We start from the raw sequence: 20,010 nt of genomic DNA on the forward strand, positions 1-20,010 counted from the left end.
AGATAATGTAAAAATCCTAAGGTGGAAGGAAGTGCAATTCGTATGAAAATCAATGAACCGAGTAGAATTGGTGCAATCAATTCATATCAGAGGAACGTTGAATCCAATCAGCAGGCTGATGCCAAAAAGAGCCGCCGTAAGGACGAGGTATCCATTTCTCCGGAGGCGATGAAGATGCTTGAGGAACAAGGTCGTACACAGGATGCAGGACGTATACAACGGATACAGGAACTGAAAGAACAGGTTAGTTCGGGAACTTACCAAGTGGACAGCAGCAAACTTGCTGACAAGTTACTGCCGTACTTTAAGTCTTTTGATAAGGAATAGGTGATCACGTAATGGCAGCACTGGACAGATTAATTGCAGTTTTGCAGCAAATGGAACAAAGTCACCGCGAGATGTTGGCACTCAGCGAGATCAAGAGGCAGGTCATTGTCAAAAACGATGTAGATCAACTCATTGCTGTAATGAATAAAGAATCCAAGTTTATGAAACAGCAGGAGCCACTTGAGAGCGAACGATTGAGTGCAGTTCATGAACTGCTTCAGGAGCGGGGCATCAAATCGATGCTTAACCTGAATATCACAGAGATCTCCAAGTTGATATTTGATCCGGCTGATAAACAGCGATTGCTTGAAGTCCAGAAGAAGCTAGCGGGAACATTGCAGGAATTGAAAGAAATTAATCAATTGAATCAAAAACTGATCGAGCAATCATTGATGTTTATTGATCTCTCAATGGACATATTTGCTTCTCGGCCGGAACAGGATGCCACATATCAGCATCCTGCTGATAAGAACGGTAATCCAGGGCGAATCGGTCTCTTTGATACACGTGCCTGATTAATTAGGGGGAAACAAGGTGACATCTACTTTTCATTCAATCGAAACAGCTAAACGAAGCTTGTTTACACAGACGACAGCGCTTAGCACAACAGGACATAATGTGGCCAATGCCAACACGGAAGGGTACTCTCGGCAAAAGGTAAACATGCAGGCGTCCATTCCTATGGAGCCGTTTGCATTTTTACACAGTACAACACCAGGACAACTCGGAACAGGGGTGGAGTTCGACTCCATTACCCGTGTGCGTGAGAAATTTCTGGACGACCAGTATCGCAATGAAAACACCAACTTCGGGAGTTGGTCGATTCAACGAGACACGCTTGAGAAACTTGAAGCCATTGTGAATGAACCATCCGACACCGGATTTCGGACTGTGATGGATAACTTCTATAAATCTTGGTCCGATCTGAGCAAAAATCCGGAGGATGTTACTGCTCGTCGAATCGTTAAAGAGACAACACTGGCTCTGACAGATGCGATGAATCAGATTAGCCGCCAACTGGACAATCTTAGTCAGGATCTGGATAACAATATTGAAGTGAAAGCAAACGAAATTCAGGGTTATCTTGGTAATATCGCTAATCTTAACAGTGCTATTGTTAAGGTCGAATCGCTAGGCGATAATGCCAACGATTTGCGTGACCAACGGGATTTAATGGCGGACAAATTGTCCAAGATAATGAATATTACTGTAACGGATTCTCCGCAAGGATACTCCGTTCAGATGAACGGACAAGCGCTGGTTACAGGTGGTGCTGTGCAAGCAACGGTAGACTCTGCTTTTCTGAACACGGCTTACACTGCGGGTGATCTTACTAATGGTGAAGTCCACGGTATGATTAAGTCCAGAGACACCTTGGTGAGTGATTATCAGAAACAGATGAATGAACTTGCCAACACGCTTGCGAATGGTGATATTGAAATCACGATTCCAGCGGGCTCTGTCTTGCCTGATAACACCGTCCTGGATGGTGTTACATACACAGGTACATCACGTACACTAACTGCGGATCTGAAGGTCACGGTTAAAGGTTTGAACGGTCTTCATCAGCTTGGATACAGCATGGACGGAACCAATTCACCAGGAGTACCGTTCTTTACAGCTGCTGGTGGTGGAACAACGATTACAGCTGGAAATATCTCATTGAATGCCGAAATTTTGGCTGACCCTAACAAGATCGCAACCTCTCTTCGTACTGTTACGGATGCTTCTGGAGCAGAAACTGTGGTTAAAGGGAATAACACCCTAGCACTTTTGCTTGCTAATCTTAAGGATACTCCTATGAAATCCTCGGATGGATTGCGTAATGCAACCATTGGTGCACAATTCAGTGCAATCGTAGGTCAACTGGGGGTTCAGTCTCAAGAAGCTGCACGTCAGACGTCTAACTCTGAGTTTCTTGTGGAGCAAGTAGATACGCGTCGTCAATCTGTAAGTGGTGTATCGTTGGATGAAGAGATGTCAAATATGATCAAGTTCCAGCATGCATATAACGCATCTGCTCGATTTATGACCACATATGATGAATTACTTGATAAGTTGATTAATTCTACTGGGACAGTAGGTAGATAATAGAACGGAGTGACTTAACAGACCATGAGAATAACCAATAATATGCTCAGTTCACAGTTGCTTTTGAACCTGAACCGGAATGCCCAACAGATGAATAACACTCAGACCCAACTAGCGACAGGTCGTAAAATTAACAAGCCTTCTGACGATCCAGTAGGGATAACTTACTCCCTTCGTTATCGCGCAGAGTTGTCATCCAATGAGCAATATCAGAAAAATGTGGATACTGCTATATCCTGGCTTGAATTTAACGACACCGTCATGAACCAAGCTGGGGAAGTCGTTCAGCGTCTACGTGAATTGACGGTGAAGGGTTCAACAGGAACTAACCCTCAGTCAGCACTCGATAGTATTAATGAAGAAGTGAAACAGCTCAAGGAGCAGCTGATTGATATTTCTAACAGTAAGCTCAACGGTAAATATATCTTCAATGGTGAAACCTATGATGTGAAGCCATATGATTTTCCTGCCAATCCAGATGGATCTTTCGATACTTCAAATGCTGCATCCGTTTTAACGGACAAAGGCAAAATCAATTTTATTGTTGGTGAGAGTGTACAACTGCCTATTAACGTCAATGGCAATGAGGTATTTGGCACTGAAACGGAAGAGGATAATTTGTTCGTAACGGTTAACAACATTATGAAGGCTTTAACTGACGGGAACACTGAAGAATTATCGAAGCAATTGGATAACATAGATAGCCGTATGGACAAAATGCTGGCGATCCGTTCCGAACTTGGTGCCAAAACGAATCGTGTTGATCTAATGATGGGGCGTCTCGATGATCTCAATATCAATTTGACAGATTTGCAAGCCAAAGTTGAGGATGCAGACTATGCTGAACTGGCGATGAAATCCAAAATACAGGAAAATATCTATAACGCTTCCTTGTCTGCAGGTGCCAAAATCATTTCTCCATCTTTGGTAGACTTCCTGAGATAAAGAGGAGGAGTAATTAGTGAAGACTCTTCCAGTCGTCCAGATTCGAACAACGCCATCTATCCTCAATATTGATGCTGATCCTGGTCAATACTCTATTCGCCAGCCTAAGGCAGAAGTGCAGCTAAACACCAGACCTGCCAAGCTAACGGTAGAGAGTCATCCGATCACTCTTCATGTAGATCAGAGCAAGGCTTTCTCAGCTTACAATGGCGGGAATATGATTGATATGAACGCGCGAATATATTCGGGAATACAGCAGCAGTTCTTGCAAAACATGGCTGAACGCGTTCAACAGGGTAATCAACTGGCAGCGATTCATAAGCCAGGTAATACGATTGCAAATATAGTAGGTATGAATTGGCAACCACAACCTTTCCCTGAGACGCGCACTCCGGCTTCTTTTGATAATGTTGATACACGTGTTGATACAAGGCCACCGGATATTAACTTTCAACCTGCCGTTTCTGAAATGAACGTCATTGTTAACAAACCGGAGATCGAGTATCAACGGGGTAAGCTTGATATTTATGTGAAGCAATATGCATCAGTTCAATATACTCCACCTGACATAGATGTTGGGTTGTAAGTTATAATGTAGAGCTATAGACGGGTCTCGTATGCAGCCATCTATGGCTCTTTTCGTATAAATTCTTCGCCAAGGAGGCGTTTACCATTCAGATTCAGACAAGTATGTGGGGAGAACTAGAGGTCAAAGAAGAAGATATATATCTATTTCCAAAAGGTTTACCCGGATTTGAAGATGAGACAAAATATGCGTTAATTCCATGGGAGGAGACTCCGTTCAGTTATTTACAGTCGGTACATGAACCAGGTCTATCGTTCTTGTTGGTTAGTCCATTTATGTTTGTACCCAATTATAGTTTTGAATTGGGTGAGGTGGACAAAGAAGAGCTGGGGATTGAAGAGCAGGTTTCGGTTTTCTCTATGGTGACCATTCATTCTGAGACAAATAAATCCACCATGAACTTGTTGGCTCCCGTTGTACTTAATCCAGAGCAACGTCTGGGAAAACAAGTGGTACTCCATCATTCCAGCTATGAGACACGACATCTCATCTGGGCAGAAGACGAAGCAAATTCAGTGAAGGGTGGAGTCTAACATGCTGGTACTCTCACGAAAAAAAGGCGAATCGATTGTGATTCAAGATCATATTGAAGTCACTGTGCTTGCTGTAGAAGGAGATACCGTGCGAATCGGTATTTCTGCACCTAAGCATATTGATATCTTTCGGCAGGAGATCTACGCATCCATTCAGGAAGCGAATCGGGAATCTGCTACACCTCTCGCAGCCAATATTGAAGCGTTTATGGAACGTTTAAGAAAAACAGAAAATAAAAAAGATTAAAAAAATTCCATTTTGCTATAAACAGTTGTTCACCTTCCGTCGATATATAATTTAGACGCTGCTTCGGCAGGGCGGCCGACCTTAATGTCGCGGCGTTTACCACATGGATGTGGAACTAATTTATTTTCAGGGAGGAAATACTCTAATGATTATCAACCATAATATCGCGGCATTGAACACACACCGTCAACTGTCTGCAAACACTGCTAACACTAACAAAAATATCGAAAAATTGTCTTCCGGTCTTCGCATCAACCGTGCTGGTGACGATGCTGCAGGTCTGGCAATTTCCGAAAAAATGCGCGGTCAAATCCGCGGTTTGGACCAAGCTTCCCGTAATGCTCAAGATGGTATCTCTTTGATCCAAACAGCTGAGGGTGCTTTGAACGAAACTCACTCCATCCTGCAACGTCAACGTGAGATTGCTAACCAATCCGCTAACGGAACAAACACAGATTCCGATCGTCAAGCTCTGCAAGACGAAATGAACCAACTGACTTCCGAAATCAACCGTATCGGTAACACTACAGAGTTCAATACTCAAAAATTGTTGCAAGGTGATGGAAAAACTAACCTTACAGGTACTGGCGTTGCTAAAGACGGATTTGTAAGTGGTGGTTCGACTACTCATACACAAGCTACTCAAACGGCAACTATTGCAGCTGATGGCGTTGCTAAAGACAAAACTACAGTTACAATTAATGGGCAAGATATTAGCTATGAACTGACTGCAGATGACGCAGCAGCTATCGCAAAAGCTGAGACTGATGCTGCTGGCGATGGTGTTAAGAAAACGGCTGAACTCGTTTCTGCGGGACTTCAAAAAGCAATTGATGCAAATGCCGCTTTGAAAGGTAACTTTACTGTTACTAGTACTAACGATAAAGTGACAATTTCGGCTGTTGCTGTTACAGATGGCGGAAGCTTGGATGGTTCTTTGGGTAATATGACTGCTTTGCAAATTAACGGAACAGATGCAACTGATGCTGTAGCTTCTGTTGGTACTACAACTTATAAAGCTGCAGAAGGTACACTTGATTTCTCTAAAGTTGACTCTGTAGATAAAGCAAAAGCACTTTTGGGTACTGGCGTTACAGTTAACGGTCAACAAATTGAGTTCTATGATGCAACAAAAGGAGAATACAAGGGAAGCGCACTGGGCGTAAATATCAGTGAGCTTACTAAAACGGGCGCAACAGTTACTGGAAGTGCTGTAGCACAAGCGATCGTAGATACGCTTGCTAACAAAATTGAAGGTGTAACACTTTCCGTAGGAACTGCTACTAACGCTAACAAATTGGTAATCACAGCAAACGCTAAAGGTGAAGCTGGTAACGGAATCACTTTGAAAGATGGCGGAGTTCAAAAGAACTTCGAAACTTCTTTCCAAATTGGTGCTAATACTGGCCAATCGATGAGCCTTTCTATCGGCGACATGCGTTCTTCCGCTCTGGGGATCACTGGTAAAGCAGGCGATGCTGGTTTCACTAAAGAAAACACAGTAACTGATGGAACGAACGATGTTAAAGGTGAAGCTGCCCTGAACATCTCCACTAAAGAAGGCGCAGCTGCTGCAATCGCAGTTCTGGATAAAGCAACTGCGACTGTATCCAGCGAACGTTCTAAACTGGGTGCTGTTCAAAACCGTCTGGAGCACACAATCAACAACTTGGGAACAGCTTCTGAGAACCTGACAGCTGCTGAATCCCGTATCCGTGACGTTGATATGGCGAAAGAAATGATGAGCCAAACGAAAAACAACATCTTGGCTCAAGCAGCTCAAGCAATGTTGGCGCAAGCAAACCAACAGCCACAAGGCGTTCTGCAATTGCTTCGTTAATTTTACCTTGCTTCATCCTAAACCTTGGATCTATGATCCAAGGTTTTTTTATTAGATTTTACATATTTGCTAAAGCTAAATAGTCCATAAGCCGATATATACTATAAATGCGAAATAGTTGGAGGTCGTTCAAGGGTGAACATTCAATTTTCCTTATCTGCTGCCTCATCTGCAAACCCTGCTATAGAATTACAGAACCCGGCAGGCGCTTCTCAAGCGGGAACCGACATAGCAAACATCAGGACAGCGAAAGAAGCCTATAACAAAGAAAAACAGGGTATGAATCTATCTGTGGGAGAAGAACTGCTGATTCGTAACATTGATCGAGCGGTAAAAGCCCTCCAAGGTCCAGAAACGACGCTGGACATCAGCATCCATGAAAAGACACATGATATTATGGTGAAGGTGTTAAATAAAGAAACAGGTGAAGTGCTTCGCGAGATTCCGCCTGAGAAGACACTGGATCTGGTAGCCAAGATGATGGAAATAGCGGGCATCCTGATCGACGAGAAAGTATAAAAGTACAAATTATATTCTAACGAGCGAGGAGTTGAATTTATGCGTATAAATGGGTTCTCCGGTATGGATATTGATAGCATGGTCAAAGAACTAATGACAGCCAAACGAGCTCCGCTGGATAAGTTGAACCAGAAAAAAACATTGCTGGAATGGCAGCGTGATAGTTATCGAGAATTGAACAGCAAGATGTATGAATTCCGAAATACCAAATTACAGCAAACATACAGACAGTCTGCAGCACTTAATACTCAAAAAGCTGTTGTAACTGGTAACACGGATGCCGTTAAAGCAGAAGCGGGTGCAACAGCTAATGGTATTAAGATGGAAGTGTCAATTGAACAATTAGCTACTGCAAAAGCGCAAGAAACTGACGGTAAGGGTCAAGGCTATAGCTCAAGGCAGTCACTTGCCGAACTTGCTAACGGTATAAAATTTGGACAACCAACAACAAGTTTAGGTACTAGTGATTATTCCAAAGAATACAAAATTAAAATTAATGATGTAGAAATGACGTTTACCGGGCAAGATACGGTTTCTTCTATTATTGCGAAAATCAATAGTAAAACGGACTTGAATGTAAAAGCTAGTTTCGATGATCTGACAGGCAAGTTTACCATCGCATCTAAAGATCTAGGTTCTACAGGTAAACTTGACGTTAAGGCACCGGATGCTGGGAATAATTCACTAATGGATGTTTTTGGACAAGGATCGACTGCAGTGGTCACAGACATCGCGGCGAAAGATGCTATTGTTTTAATTAATGGAAAAAAGTTAGATCCTCCACCTACTAGTAATATAATTACCTACAACGGTGTGCAAATGAATCTTTTGGCAGAGACTGTTACAAGAGATTCTAACGGAATTATAACTAGCGACAAGCCTTTTACGATAAATATCCAGAGCGATCCGGACAAAGCACTAGAGACGGTGAAGGCTTTTATAGCGGATTATAATACGATGTTGGACTTATTGAACACCAAGGTTAGTGAAGAAAAGTATCGCAGCTTCCAACCGCTTACCTCAGAACAACGCAGTGCCATGACAGAAAGTGATATTAAGTTATGGGAGGAAAAGGCCAAGAGTGGTCTACTCAAGAACGATGATATTCTCTCAAACCTCTCTTCAACAATGAGAATTATTATGGGCGAGAAAATGGGGGAACTAAGCAACATTGGAATCACGGGTGGTAAGTATTATGAAAATGGGAAAATCTATCTAGATGAAGAGAAGTTCAAAAAAGCTATAATTGGAAATCCACAGCAGGTCTCCGATATATTGCAAGGTACAGGGACAAATACTGATAGCTCCATTTTTGGTAAGTTATACAAAGAGATGGATACAGCAATGACCAAAGTTGCAGAACGTGCGGGTACGACTAAATATAGCGGTGATGTTAACAGCATTTACAAGGAAGAAAGCGTTATGGGTAAAACACTCAAAGGTTACAATACTCAAATCACAGCCTTGGAAAAACGTCTGAGTGATCTTGAAAATCGTTATTATAAGCAATTTACTGCAATGGAAACTGCAATGAATAAATATCAGAGCCAGTCGTCTAGTTTATCCAGCTTCTTTGCTAGTTAAATTTTTACTTGAGAGTGAAAGGGTGTAAATATGATTAAGTCTCCATATGATCAATATCGTCAGTCGTCCGTTCAGACTTCTTCACCGGGTCAGTTGTTGATTATGTTGTATGATGGAGCTATTCGTTTTGTACGGACAGCGATTGATGGATTGGGTGCCAAGGATTATCAGAAGGTTAGTCTAAACCTTGGGAAAGCGCAAACCATTGTAAGTGAACTATCAGTTACTTTGGATCGCTCTGCTGATATTGCAGAGAACCTTAATGCGCTGTACGAATATATTAATTTTCTTCTTATTGATGCCAACACGAAGAAGAATGCTGAACCTGCTGAAGAAGCCTTGGGTTATTTAAAAGAGTTGAAGGAAACCTGGGTCCAGGCAAGTAAAATGGTATCTTCATCTGAACTTGGAGCCGTTCATGGATGATTTGATTACAGAGTTAGAACAATTAACACATGATATTATGCTTACCATTGAAGAAGTGGATTCAGAAACATTGGAGCAATTCGTGGATAAGCGTCAGGTCATTATTGATTCTATGTTACAACAATACTCAGGTGAGGTATCTCTATCTCAACAAGCTCGGCTTAAGAGCATTATGGAGAACGATCATGCAATTCTGATGAAGATGAGTAGCTTAAAGTCTGAAGCCAAAGATTGGCTCGTTCAACGCAAACAGGCTAAGGTACAAAAGAGCGCATATGAGATGTCTTACGCAGTTGACAGCATTATTGTGGATACTAAAAGGTATTAAAATGTGAAAAAAGGATGAAGAAAAGACCCGCCGGGACATTTCTTCATCCTTTTTTCATTTCTAATATTTTCTAATAAATATTCGTAAAATCGATTAAATCGTCCTCTTCCTCATAATTAAACACTAATGTATGTTTCCCCAGTCTGTAGGTCATTTCATAACCGCCGACCGCTTCGTTATAATATTCATTAGAAGGTTTACCCAGCCAGAGCCGCACATTTTGTGGAGCAAGATTTTGTTTCTCGTTGTATAGTTGCAGAATGGCAATGCGTGACTTGGCATTAAGTTCATGCATATATGAATCAAAGCCTAAGCCAAATTGAGGGTAATAATAAAAGGCTCCCCATTCCTCGTTTCCACGAGACTTAGGTTTATTTAGATTGTTTTGCACGGACTTGAGCGTCATTCCAATCTTAATATCAGATCGACCTGGTAACATGCCCTTTGATGCAGCGGCCTTAAGAGTTTCCAGATATGCACGGTCCCCCATTCCGGAGTTTGGCCAAGATGATTGATCCAAATAACGGGTATCGCTGAGACGCAGCTCCAGCTTGTTAACATTTAGCTTGAATGTATCGACTGCATATTTGAACTGCATATTGTTATAATATTTGAATTGTACTCTAGAGCCTGACAAACTGCGGATACCATTATTTCTGGAAGCCCAGTATGTGTCGGAAATCTTTTTGCCTTTATTGTCGGTGAATTTTATTGATTGTAACACACCAGAACGGATTATATAAGTGTGCACCTCATTGAAGTTGGAAGTCCCCCAATCTGTAAGCATTAATAGGTCAGGCGTTCCTGATTCTTTTCCTTGGATTGTATAATTCCAGGTCTGAGGCAAAATAATGGTTTCAATTTGTAACTTAGTCGTTTGAACGGTTCCATACTTAGCTCCTTTTTTTAGAAGCGCTGCACGATACGTTCCAGAATAACTTTTGTCGCCTGTTTTATTGTTTGTCCAGTCATTAGGTTCTGTAAGGGTAGATTTCTTTTCATCGTCCGCGAATAGATAAACGGTATAAGACGTTTGATTTGCATCCCGCAGTGTGAAGGAGAGACGGCTCTTACTTTTGAGTTGTTCGGCAGAGATTTGTTTTTCTTTTGCAGCGGCAGTTGTCGGAAGCATTAGTAATGTGCATAATGTGATACTGGCGAAAATTAGTATTGCTAGTAAGCTCCACTTTCTGTAATACTTTGAATAAATCATCGTTGATTCTCCTCTGGCTATTCTAGTAAAAATATGTAATTTGAAACTTAGTAAATTGTATCATTTTTGCTGTTATCCGCACAGTAGAGGAATTCTAATTAATCTGTAATTAATACATAAAAATAGCCGTATCACTAGTCCAATAACTTGATATATTAACAATCCCCCATCGTTCAACACAATTCCCAATTAATCTACAAAAAATTCCAAGAAAACATTTACTTTACCAATTGACAATGGATAACTTTGGATGGTATTATCTGAGTTGTGGGCAAGGGTCTTTGACACAACCTCACTTCATTTGATGACGAAGGGAATGTTAGTGCATGCAAGGTAAAGTAAAATGGTTCAACGCAGAAAAAGGTTACGGTTTCATTGAAACTGAAGACGGCGGCGACGTATTCGTACATTTCTCCGCAATTCAATCCGAAGGATTCAAAACTTTGGAAGAAGGTCAATCCGTAGAATTCGACATCGTCGAAGGCGCGCGTGGACCGCAAGCAGCTAACGTAATCAAATTATAATCATCCGGACAATCCGACCTACATATATGGTTAGATGGTTACCAATTGAATTATCGCTAGCATCAGACTCCGGTTTTTTCCGGGGTCTTTTTTTGTTTTAATAGATTCGAAATTTTAGAATCAGCCATAAAACATTATTCATATGAATTTGATAGATTCAAGACACAGTTTGTATTCATTTTACATAATAGATTGAAGGAGCTCGGAAACGGTTAATTACATCATCAAGCGCCTAATAAGACCATCCATGTTAATTAACGATTATGCCTCAAAATGGTGAAATATCGCGAAATATGGCGGCAAGCCTATGTTGGCTGATGTGGCCTGAACAGATGTCATTATTCGGTCACAGGGAGTTTTTACATGGCGCTTACATTCGTGTTATAATGAAGTGGCAAAGGAAAAGGAGGAGTGCCCTATGAATTTAAGTATTCGAGGTCAACAAATCGAGGTTACCGATGCTTTGAAGGATTATGTCGACAAAAAGTTGAGTAGACTCGAGAAGTATTTCGATGCACCCCTTAACTCTGACGGTGCTGTTACCCTGAGCACGACGAGAGGCTTGCATACAGTAGAGGTGACGATCCCTTTGAAAGGCATTGTGCTCCGCGCCGAGGATGAGAGCGACGATATGTACGCATCCATTGACTCCGTGGTGGACAAGCTGGAACGTCAGATCCGTAAACACAAAACGAAAATTAACCGTAAGTTCCGCCAGGAAGGCAGCCTGAAAACGCTCTTCGTCGAAGATCCGACAGGTACAGTGGCTACCGCTGAACTGGATGCGGAGACCGAAGATGATGACCTGGAAGTGGTACGGACGAAACGGTTTATGTTGAAACCGATGGACGTGGAAGAGGCTATCCTCCAAATGAACATGGTTGGCCACAATTTCTTCGTATTCTCCAACATTGAGAACGAAGAAGTCAGCGTTGTGTACAAACGGAACGATGGTAAATACGGTTTGATTGAACAAGGTTAACGGATTGAGTGAAACCTAACTTAGTTCTGTAACTGAACCAATGAACTGAAATGAAAAATGATTCCTTAATAATAACGAATGAAGACAGGGATACTTTGGATTCCTGTAATGGATTAAACTAACAAGAGCCTCCATCCTTTATGGGATGGGGCTCTTTTGTGCGTACTGGGGCTGGAAAAAAGTCGCTAAAGTAAGTTTGTGAAACTATTTCCCATGCTACTGCGTCTAATAGTATAGTAGGAATGAGACAAATCTATGCAAAGTGAATGCAAAATTATAAGTACTCACGGAGAAGTCATTAAAACATATTCTTTTTCTCTATATTGATATTTTCATCCAAATTTACCATCAAAATTCGTTAACATGCCTTATCTAACTGGAAAATGAAACGATAGAATCCAGGGCTTCCGCTAACGACTATGATTTTTTGCACTTAAACTCCATCGGAGAGGCTTCAGAAGTTCAAAGAAGTGTGCCGTGGCGTGTTGCGGCGACCCTTACAAACTGTTACAATTTATGCAAGAGAATCATTGTCCTGATGGGGAATTGTCAACGAATGATCGCTAATCATAATCAATGACAGGCACAGCACCATGAACATGATTCATAAGGCTCGGTATTCGGCTTATTTCTAATAACCGGATCCGGTTGAATACCGAATCAGCTTCATGAGGGAACCTTGGCAAGCCTGGAGTTGATTCATTTATATTATTTTTTATATCGTTTGTCACCCCCGGGCAAGTGGATACATATCCATCCGATGGTGTCGCGCGGCGGCAGCAGGGGGTCTATTCTGTTTTGCACGAAAGGGGTATACCATGCTAGGACTTGTCAAAAAGATCTTCGGCGACATGAACGAACGTGATGTTAAACGTCTGATGAAGACAGTCGATGTAATCAATAAACTGGAACCACAATTTCAGGCTCTGTCTGATGAACAACTGAAATCCAAAACGGATGAATTCCGTGCCCGCATTGAAAAGGGAGAAACAACAGATGAACTTCTTCCTGAAGCATTTGCAACCGTACGTGAGGCATCTCGCCGTGTACTGGGCAAACGTCACTATGACGTACAGATGCTCGGAGGCATTGCCCTGCATGAAGGCCGGATTTCAGAGATGAAGACGGGTGAAGGTAAGACACTGGTAGGAACACTCCCGGTATACCTGAATGCATTGACGTCCAAAGGTGTACACGTGGTAACAGTCAATGATTATTTGGCTCAACGGGATAGCCAGGAAATGGGACAAATTTATGAATTCATGGGCATGACGGTAGGGGTTAACCTGAGCGGTATGGACCATGCTTTGAAACAACATGCTTATGCATGTGATATTACGTACGGAACGAATAATGAATTTGGCTTTGACTATCTGCGTGACAACATGGTGTTGTACAAAGAGCAGATGGTACAACGTCCTTTGTTCTTCTGTATCATTGATGAAGTGGACTCCATTCTGGTCGATGAGGCACGTACACCTCTGATCATTTCCGGACAAGCTCAGAAATCGACAGATCTGTACTATGCAGCTGACCGTTTCGTGAAACGTCTGGTTCCAGAAGAAGACTTTACGGTGGACATCAAGGTGAAATCCGTAGCTTTGACTGAAGCTGGTGTGGCGAAGGCGGAGAAAGCATTTGGTATCGAAAACTTGTATGATCATGCCAATGTTACGCTCAACCATCACATCGTACAGGGATTGAAAGCTAACGTAATCATGCGTCGTGACGTTGACTATGTGGTGAGTGATGAAGAAGTACTGATCGTCGATGAGTTCACAGGCCGTCTGATGGCAGGACGTCGTTATAGCGATGGATTGCACCAAGCGATCGAAGCCAAAGAAGGCATTGAAGTACAGAACGAGAGCATGACTCTTGCTACGATTACCTTCCAGAACTATTTCCGGATGTACCGCAAGCTCGCGGGAATGACGGGTACAGCGAAGACCGAGGAAGAAGAGTTCAAAAAAATCTACGGTCTCGAAGTATTGCAGATTCCAACCAACCGTCCAAACAAACGGGATGATATGGCTGATGTGGTGTACAAGAGCATCGATGGCAAGTTCAACGCGGTTGTGGAAGAAATCGTGGCACGTCACAGCAAGAACCAACCGGTTTTGGTTGGTACGGTCTCCATCGAAAACTCCGAGCGTATTTCTGATATGCTGAAACGCCGTGGTGTCCGTCACCAAGTATTGAACGCCAAATATCACGCGGAAGAAGCGGAGATCATCACAGGAGCTGGACAAGCCGGTGCAGTAACGATTGCAACCAACATGGCTGGACGGGGTACAGATATTATCCTGGGCGAAGGTGTAGCTGAAGTGGGCGGCCTTCATATCATCGGTACAGAGCGTCACGAATCTCGCCGGATTGATAACCAGCTGCGTGGACGTGCAGGACGTCAAGGTGACCCAGGTTCTACACAGTTCTACCTGTCACTGGGTGATGAACTGATGAGACGTTTCGGTGCAGACAATGTACTGAACATGATGGAGCGTCTTGGTTTTGAAGAAGACCAACCGATTGAGAGCCGGATGATTACCCGTGCGGTCGAGTCGGCACAAAAACGGGTTGAAGGTAATAACTTTGACGTACGTAAAGTCGTTCTCCAATATGATGATGTTATGAACCAACAACGTGAGATTATATATAAACAACGCCGTGAGGTGCTTGAGTCCGAGAACATCAAACAGATCGTTATGGATATGATCAAACCTTCCATTGAACGTATTGTGGAAGCTCATTGCAGTGATGATATTCCGGAAAACTGGGAACTGCAGGAAGTTGCCGACTACATGAACAGCAAACTGCTGGATGAAGGTTCAGTAACGAAAGATGATCTGTGGGGCAAAGAAGCAGAAGAAATTATCGACTACCTGTTTGAGAAAGTTCAGAACAAGTACAATGCACGTGAAGAGCGAATCGGTGAAGAGATGGTTCGTGAATTCGAGAAAGTGGTTGTGCTCCGTGCAGTAGATAGCAAATGGATGGATCATATTGATGCGATGGATCAATTGCGTCAAGGTATCCACCTTCGTGCCTACGGCGGTACAGATCCACTGCGTGAGTACCAATTCGAAGGCTTCGAAATGTTCCATCAGATGATTGCTTCGATTCAGGAAGAAGTGGCAACCTATGTGATGAGAGCACAAATCGAGAGCAACCAGGAGCGTCAAGCGGTTGTTGACGAAAGTCAGATCTCGACAAGCGGCGAACCTACGGAGAAACGTCCGGTAAAAGTGTCTGACCAAATCGGACGTAACGATGCTTGTCCATGTGGCAGCGGCAAAAAGTTTAAACACTGCCACGGTCAAGAGTAGACTCTCTTTTATTACCCTGTGTATAATTTGGATCTAAATTTTTTACACCATAACGGAGAGTGCGGAAGCAATCTGGAGAAGCTACGCGTTCGCCTTTATCACCGGATTTTTCCCTTGTGAGAGGAAATCGAGAAAATCTGGGGATAAGAGCGATCGGAAGATGCTACTGCAATCGGAGTGGTAAGGTGTAACGAATGTTTGATCAACTTAAATAGAATGACATGAACGGCTCCTTGCAGCCGGGTATTCCAAATGATCAAGTGAAGGATGCATAACCTGTAATTGGTGCATAGTTATAACTATGTGACCATGATCAAGGAGAAGAGGATTGCCGATATAAAGGTAACCTAGACTCCAAGGTGAAGCATCGGATACTTGATCTGGAGGAATGCCCTGGATGCGGGGAGCTTATCTTAATGAAAAGAGGAATTGCACATGATCGATCCAAGCGTGAAGCAGGACCTGCGTGAAATAGGCAAGAAACTAACAAATCTTAGGGGGTCTCTTTGACTTAGATCTTAAGCAAGAGATGATTGAGAACTTCGAGGTGAAGATGTCCGCCCCGGATTTCTGGGATGATAATGACAAGGCACAATCCTTAATCGCCGAGCTGAACGCGGTGAAGGGATCTGTGGATCAATACACCAAGCTGCAGCAGGATTATGATGATGCGGTCATGATGGCAGAACTGGCTGACGAAGAAGGCGATGATGATCTGGCTGTGGAGATCGGCAACAGCGTGACAGCCATCGTGAGCAAGGTAGAAGCGTTCGAGCTACAACTTCTCCTGAATCAGCCGTATGACAAGATGAATGCGATTCTGGAGCTTCACCCGGGTGCTGGTGGTACCGAGTCACAGGACTGGGGACAGATGCTGATGCGAATGTATACACGCTGGGCCGAGAAACGTGGTTTCAAGGTTGAGGTGCTGGATTATCTGGCAGGAGATGAAGCAGGAATCAAGAGTGTCACGCTATCCATCAAGGGGCACAATGCTTATGGGTATCTGAAAGCCGAAAAGGGTGTCCACCGATTGGTACGGATCTCACCTTTTGACTCATCAGGACGCAGACATACTTCCTTCGTATCCTGTGATGTGGTTCCTGAGATTGATGACACCATTGAATTGGACATTCGGACAGAAGATCTCAAGATCGATACGTACCGTGCGAGTGGCGCGGGTGGACAGCATATCAATACCACCGACTCAGCCGTACGGATTACTCACCTTCCAACAGGTGTGGTTGTAACGTGCCAGAATGAACGGTCACAGATCAAGAACCGTGAGCGGGCGATGACGATGCTTCGTTCCAAATTGTATGAGCGTAAAATTGAAGAACAAAAACAACATCTGGACGAAATCCGAGGAGAACAGTCGGATATTGCGTGGGGTAGCCAAATTCGGTCCTATGTGTTCCATCCCTATAGTATGGTAAAGGATCACCGTACGAGCGTGGAGACTGGAAACACAGGAGCAGTAATGGATGGCGACCTCGATGGATTCATCGATGGTTATTTGCGTAGCCAGATTAAAGTAGATACCGATTAATCAAAAGTTCCTGTATAGACCCGATACGTGTAGGCGTATGCTGGGTGTATACAGGGGCTTTTTTTGAGCATATATACAAAAAAGGAGAGCAAGATGACATGCAACAGCAACAGCAGTTACACAATAACCGCAAGAAGAGGCTAACCACGCTCATTCCCCTGAACGGCCCATGGAGAAATGTTGTAGATACCGTATCCATTATTTTAGGTTCGTTTTTGATTGCCGTGGCCTTTAATTTATTTTTACTTCCGAACCAGATTGCTTCAGGTGGGGTATCCGGGTTATCGATATTAGGCAAACATTGGCTGGGACTTGAGCCGGCATACACCCAGTGGGCTATTAATATTCCACTTCTGATCGCGGGTTTTCTCCTGATTGGCAAGCAGTATGGTATACGTTCTGTACTCGGCAGCGTTGTACTGCCACTGTTTGTATATCTTACGAAAGACTGGGCCATTCCAACAACGAATCCACTGCTCGGTTCTCTCTATGGAGGAATTGGGGTTGGTCTCGGGATTGGAATTGTATACCGAGGTAGAGGTTCAACAGGCGGCATGAGTATTCTGGCCAGAATCGTTCAGAAATACAGCGGACTGAGTTACTCTCTTTGCGTTGTGATGATGGATGCTACGGTCATTATTATGGCAGCCTTTGTATTGTCATTGGAGCAGTCACTCTTTGCTCTGATCGGGTTATACGTTACCGGAAAAGTCATTGATGCCGTCGAGATGGGGCTTGGTAACTCCAAGGTAGCTTATATTATTTCCAACCAGACCGAACCGATTACGAAGGTGATTCTGGATGATCTGGATCGCGGACTGACGAAGCTGGAGGCAAAAGGTGGTTACACCGATGATCAGCGAACCGTACTGATGGTGGTCGTTGGACAGAATGAGGTGCCGAGACTAAAAGCTTTAATTCGGTCAGTGGACCCTGGGGCTTTTGTCATTATTAGCAATGCGCATGAAGTACTGGGCGAAGGCTTTAAGCGTGGGGAATTGTAAGGTACAGCGAGTAGGGCACTCTATAAATCAAACTTAACACATTCACATGATAACGGAGAGCACTCTAGAGGACATTCGTTTAACTTATAAGAAAGTAAATATATAATCTAAAAAAGCAGGTACTCCTCCACCAGAAATAGCTGGAAAGGAAGTACCTGCTTTTTGTTTTGTCTTTTGGAACGGAAATCACTGTACTACTTACTGTATCTGCTATAACTACTGTATTTACAGAATCGGAGACAGCAGACGAGAAATCGCTTCTTTAAATTTGATCTTCACACTGCGTTTATTGTATTCATCAAGCGTCATCTCACGGGATACAAGAAGATCATGCTCAAACGTCTGCACAAGAGTAGTCGCAATCGCCTCGTCATACATAAATGCATTTACCTCAAAGTTCAATCGGAAGCTGCGGTAATCAATATTAGCGGTTCCCACAGATGCGACCATACTGTCGATAATGAGCGTTTTGGCATGAATAAAGCCGTTATCGTAGATGAACACGGTTGCTCCCACTTTTAACAACTCACCGATATAAGATAGCGTAGCCCAATATACAAAGGCGTGATCCGGTTTATTTGGAATCATAATGCGAACATCGATTCCTGACAGGCACGCAAGACGAATGGCTTCGAATACACTGGCATCTGGAATAAAATAAGGTGTTTGGATCAGAATCGAATGTTTGGCTCCATTAATCATTTTCAGATAACTGTTCTTAATATGCTCTGTCTCTGCATCCGGTCCGCTGGATACAATCTGCATAGCAGTTGTTCCTGTGCCCTCAATATGAGGGAAATGCGCCGGAACATATGGTGTATCGTGCTGCTTGGACGCTTCATTCCAATCCAGGAGAAAACGAGTCTGAAGAGCATGAACAGCATTACCCTGAATACGCAAATGAGTATCGCGCCAGTAACCGAACTTGGAATTCAACCCGAGATATTCATCCCCTACATTAAACCCGCCTGTATATCCAAGGTTGCCATCAATGATGACGATTTTACGGTGATTTCGGTAGTTCATACGTAGGTTGATCAAACTGAATTTGGATGGGAAAAAGACCTCAACTAAACCGCCTGCTTCGCGTAATTCTTTGAAAAAACGTTTGGATACCCGCCGCGATCCCAGCGCGTCATACAGCAGACGAACTTTGACACCTTCTCGCGCTTTACGAATAAGTGCATCCCGGATTCTTTTACCGAGTCGGTCGCCTCTATAAATGTAATATTGCACGTGAACATGATCTTTTGCTGCCTCGATATCATCGAGCAACCGCTGAAATTTGTCTGTTCCGTCGGTAATAATCTCGACCGCGTTGTCTTCCGTCAACAGAGCATCGTTTTGCTTCAGGTTCATATATATCATGTCCTGACTACTCTCTGTCGCTTGATTACGGAAAGGTGTTCTATTGTCTTGCAGCTGTGCAAGCTGGGCAGCAATACGTTCTTCAAGCCCAAGCTTCTTGCGCTCTTTCCACTGGAAAAGTCGGTAGCGCGTCAGGTTTTGCCCTGTTAATAAGTAGAGTACAAACCCGAACACCGGAATAAAGTTCAAGACGAGCAGCCAAGCCCAGGATGCACTGGCATCCTTTCGTTCGAAGAAAACGACCGCTGCAGCGAAAATAATATTCAGGCCCAGGAGTACAACAAGTAAAATGGATTCGATATGCACTGTAGTCCCCCATGTCTCATAATGACCATCATGAATCCATTCATAAACCCTTTATCGTGTAGATTGATTATGAATTAGATCCTGATTGTAATGTTTCCTATAATACGTATTTTAGCAGAAGTATACGGGTTCGTCCGCAGATGTTGGAAAGATATGTTCGGAAGCGATGAGAATCCATGTAAAATTGATGATAGAGTGTTGTATTTATATAACTAGAGTCGTATAATAATACACAAATATGCATAGAAGCGACGGAATTGCTGTATGAAAGCTCATTGGGAGCAGGAGAACAGTATAAGTAGCGCATACGACAAG

19 protein-coding genes are annotated in these 20,010 nt (G+C 43.2%); 17 read left to right on the forward strand and 2 right to left on the reverse strand.

Features of this window, described 5'->3' with window-relative positions:
• Nucleotides 1-42 precede the first annotated feature (42 nt).
• From flgM to CRO25_RS15850, 12 genes are all read left to right on the forward strand, one after another.
• Nucleotides 43-327 carry a flagellar biosynthesis anti-sigma factor FlgM gene (gene flgM, locus CRO25_RS15795; RefSeq protein ID WP_053779526.1) on the forward strand — a complete coding sequence of 95 codons (285 nt, stop codon included), beginning with the start codon at nt 43-45 and terminating at the stop codon, nt 325-327.
• 11 nt (nt 328-338) lie between these two features.
• Nucleotides 339-842 (forward strand): flagellar protein FlgN, encoded by a 504-nt coding sequence (locus CRO25_RS15800; RefSeq protein ID WP_072733605.1) that lies wholly within the window; start codon nt 339-341, stop codon nt 840-842.
• 19 nt (nt 843-861) lie between these two features.
• Nucleotides 862-2,418 (forward strand): flagellar hook-associated protein FlgK, encoded by a 1,557-nt coding sequence (gene flgK, locus CRO25_RS15805; protein WP_079695653.1) that lies wholly within the window; start codon nt 862-864, stop codon nt 2,416-2,418.
• A gap of 24 nt (nt 2,419-2,442) precedes the next feature.
• On the forward strand, nt 2,443-3,363 hold the full coding sequence (gene flgL, locus CRO25_RS15810; protein WP_053779529.1) for a flagellar hook-associated protein FlgL: 921 nt from the start codon (nt 2,443-2,445) through the stop codon (nt 3,361-3,363).
• Nucleotides 3,364-3,379: 16 nt separating this feature from the next.
• Entirely contained in the window at nt 3,380-3,949 is a 570-nt protein-coding gene (locus CRO25_RS15815) for a DUF6470 family protein (RefSeq protein WP_053779530.1), read from the forward strand.
• Between the two features lie 104 nt (nt 3,950-4,053).
• Nucleotides 4,054-4,482, forward strand: coding sequence for a flagellar assembly protein FliW (gene fliW, locus CRO25_RS15820; RefSeq protein ID WP_256863657.1), 429 nt, complete (start codon nt 4,054-4,056; stop codon nt 4,480-4,482).
• Nucleotide 4,483: 1 nt separating this feature from the next.
• Nucleotides 4,484-4,729 carry a carbon storage regulator CsrA gene (csrA, locus tag CRO25_RS15825; RefSeq protein ID WP_074096614.1) on the forward strand — a complete coding sequence of 82 codons (246 nt, stop codon included), beginning with the start codon at nt 4,484-4,486 and terminating at the stop codon, nt 4,727-4,729.
• Nucleotides 4,730-4,874: 145 nt separating this feature from the next.
• Nucleotides 4,875-6,569, forward strand: a complete 1,695-nt coding sequence (locus CRO25_RS34160; protein ID WP_079695655.1) for a flagellin — start codon at nt 4,875-4,877, stop codon at nt 6,567-6,569.
• 135 nt (nt 6,570-6,704) lie between these two features.
• Nucleotides 6,705-7,088: a flagellar protein FlaG gene (locus tag CRO25_RS15835; RefSeq protein ID WP_079695656.1), complete on the forward strand. Its 384-nt coding sequence runs from the start codon at nt 6,705-6,707 to the stop codon at nt 7,086-7,088.
• Nucleotides 7,089-7,127: 39 nt separating this feature from the next.
• Entirely contained in the window at nt 7,128-8,672 is a 1,545-nt protein-coding gene (gene fliD / locus CRO25_RS15840; RefSeq protein ID WP_079695657.1) for a flagellar filament capping protein FliD, read from the forward strand.
• Nucleotides 8,673-8,702: 30 nt separating this feature from the next.
• The gene (fliS, locus tag CRO25_RS15845) at nt 8,703-9,098 is read left to right on the forward strand and encodes a flagellar export chaperone FliS (protein WP_079695658.1); all 396 of its coding nucleotides are present in this window, start codon (nt 8,703-8,705) and stop codon (nt 9,096-9,098) included.
• Nucleotides 9,091-9,426 (forward strand): hypothetical protein, encoded by a 336-nt coding sequence (locus CRO25_RS15850; RefSeq protein WP_079695659.1) that lies wholly within the window; start codon nt 9,091-9,093, stop codon nt 9,424-9,426. The genes fliS and CRO25_RS15850 overlap by 8 nt, the downstream gene beginning before the upstream one ends.
• Before the next feature lie 70 nt (nt 9,427-9,496).
• On the opposite strand, the gene CRO25_RS15855 is transcribed toward CRO25_RS15850, so the two are convergent.
• Complete coding sequence (locus CRO25_RS15855; RefSeq protein WP_079695660.1) at nt 9,497-10,639, reverse strand: DUF4309 domain-containing protein; 1,143 nt, start codon at nt 10,637-10,639, stop codon at nt 9,497-9,499.
• 326 nt (nt 10,640-10,965) lie between these two features.
• Between CRO25_RS15855 and CRO25_RS15860 the strand changes: the two genes are divergently transcribed.
• From CRO25_RS15860 to CRO25_RS15880, 5 genes are all read left to right on the forward strand, one after another.
• Complete coding sequence (locus CRO25_RS15860; RefSeq protein ID WP_024631599.1) at nt 10,966-11,163, forward strand: cold shock domain-containing protein; 198 nt, start codon at nt 10,966-10,968, stop codon at nt 11,161-11,163.
• 418 nt (nt 11,164-11,581) lie between these two features.
• Nucleotides 11,582-12,145, forward strand: a complete 564-nt coding sequence (gene hpf, locus CRO25_RS15865) for a ribosome hibernation-promoting factor, HPF/YfiA family (RefSeq protein WP_053779540.1) — start codon at nt 11,582-11,584, stop codon at nt 12,143-12,145.
• 818 nt (nt 12,146-12,963) lie between these two features.
• Nucleotides 12,964-15,468 (forward strand): preprotein translocase subunit SecA, encoded by a 2,505-nt coding sequence (gene secA / locus CRO25_RS15870; RefSeq protein WP_063567525.1) that lies wholly within the window; start codon nt 12,964-12,966, stop codon nt 15,466-15,468.
• Between the two features lie 435 nt (nt 15,469-15,903).
• A protein-coding gene (gene prfB, locus CRO25_RS15875; protein WP_097115779.1) for a peptide chain release factor 2 occupies nt 15,904-17,017 on the forward strand; the annotation gives its coding sequence in 2 pieces (ribosomal slippage) (nt 15,904-15,975 and nt 15,977-17,017; 1,113 coding nt in all).
• Between the two features lie 98 nt (nt 17,018-17,115).
• Nucleotides 17,116-18,021: a YitT family protein gene (locus CRO25_RS15880; RefSeq protein WP_063567523.1), complete on the forward strand. Its 906-nt coding sequence runs from the start codon at nt 17,116-17,118 to the stop codon at nt 18,019-18,021.
• Between the two features lie 225 nt (nt 18,022-18,246).
• On the opposite strand, the gene cls is transcribed toward CRO25_RS15880, so the two are convergent.
• Entirely contained in the window at nt 18,247-19,695 is a 1,449-nt protein-coding gene (cls, locus tag CRO25_RS15885) for a cardiolipin synthase (protein WP_079695661.1), read from the reverse strand.
• Nucleotides 19,696-20,010: the final 315 nt, after the last annotated feature.

It is taken from the genome of Paenibacillus sp. RU5M, assembly GCF_900221055.1.
Taxonomy (GTDB): Bacteria; Bacillota; Bacilli; order Paenibacillales; family Paenibacillaceae; genus Paenibacillus; species Paenibacillus marchantiae.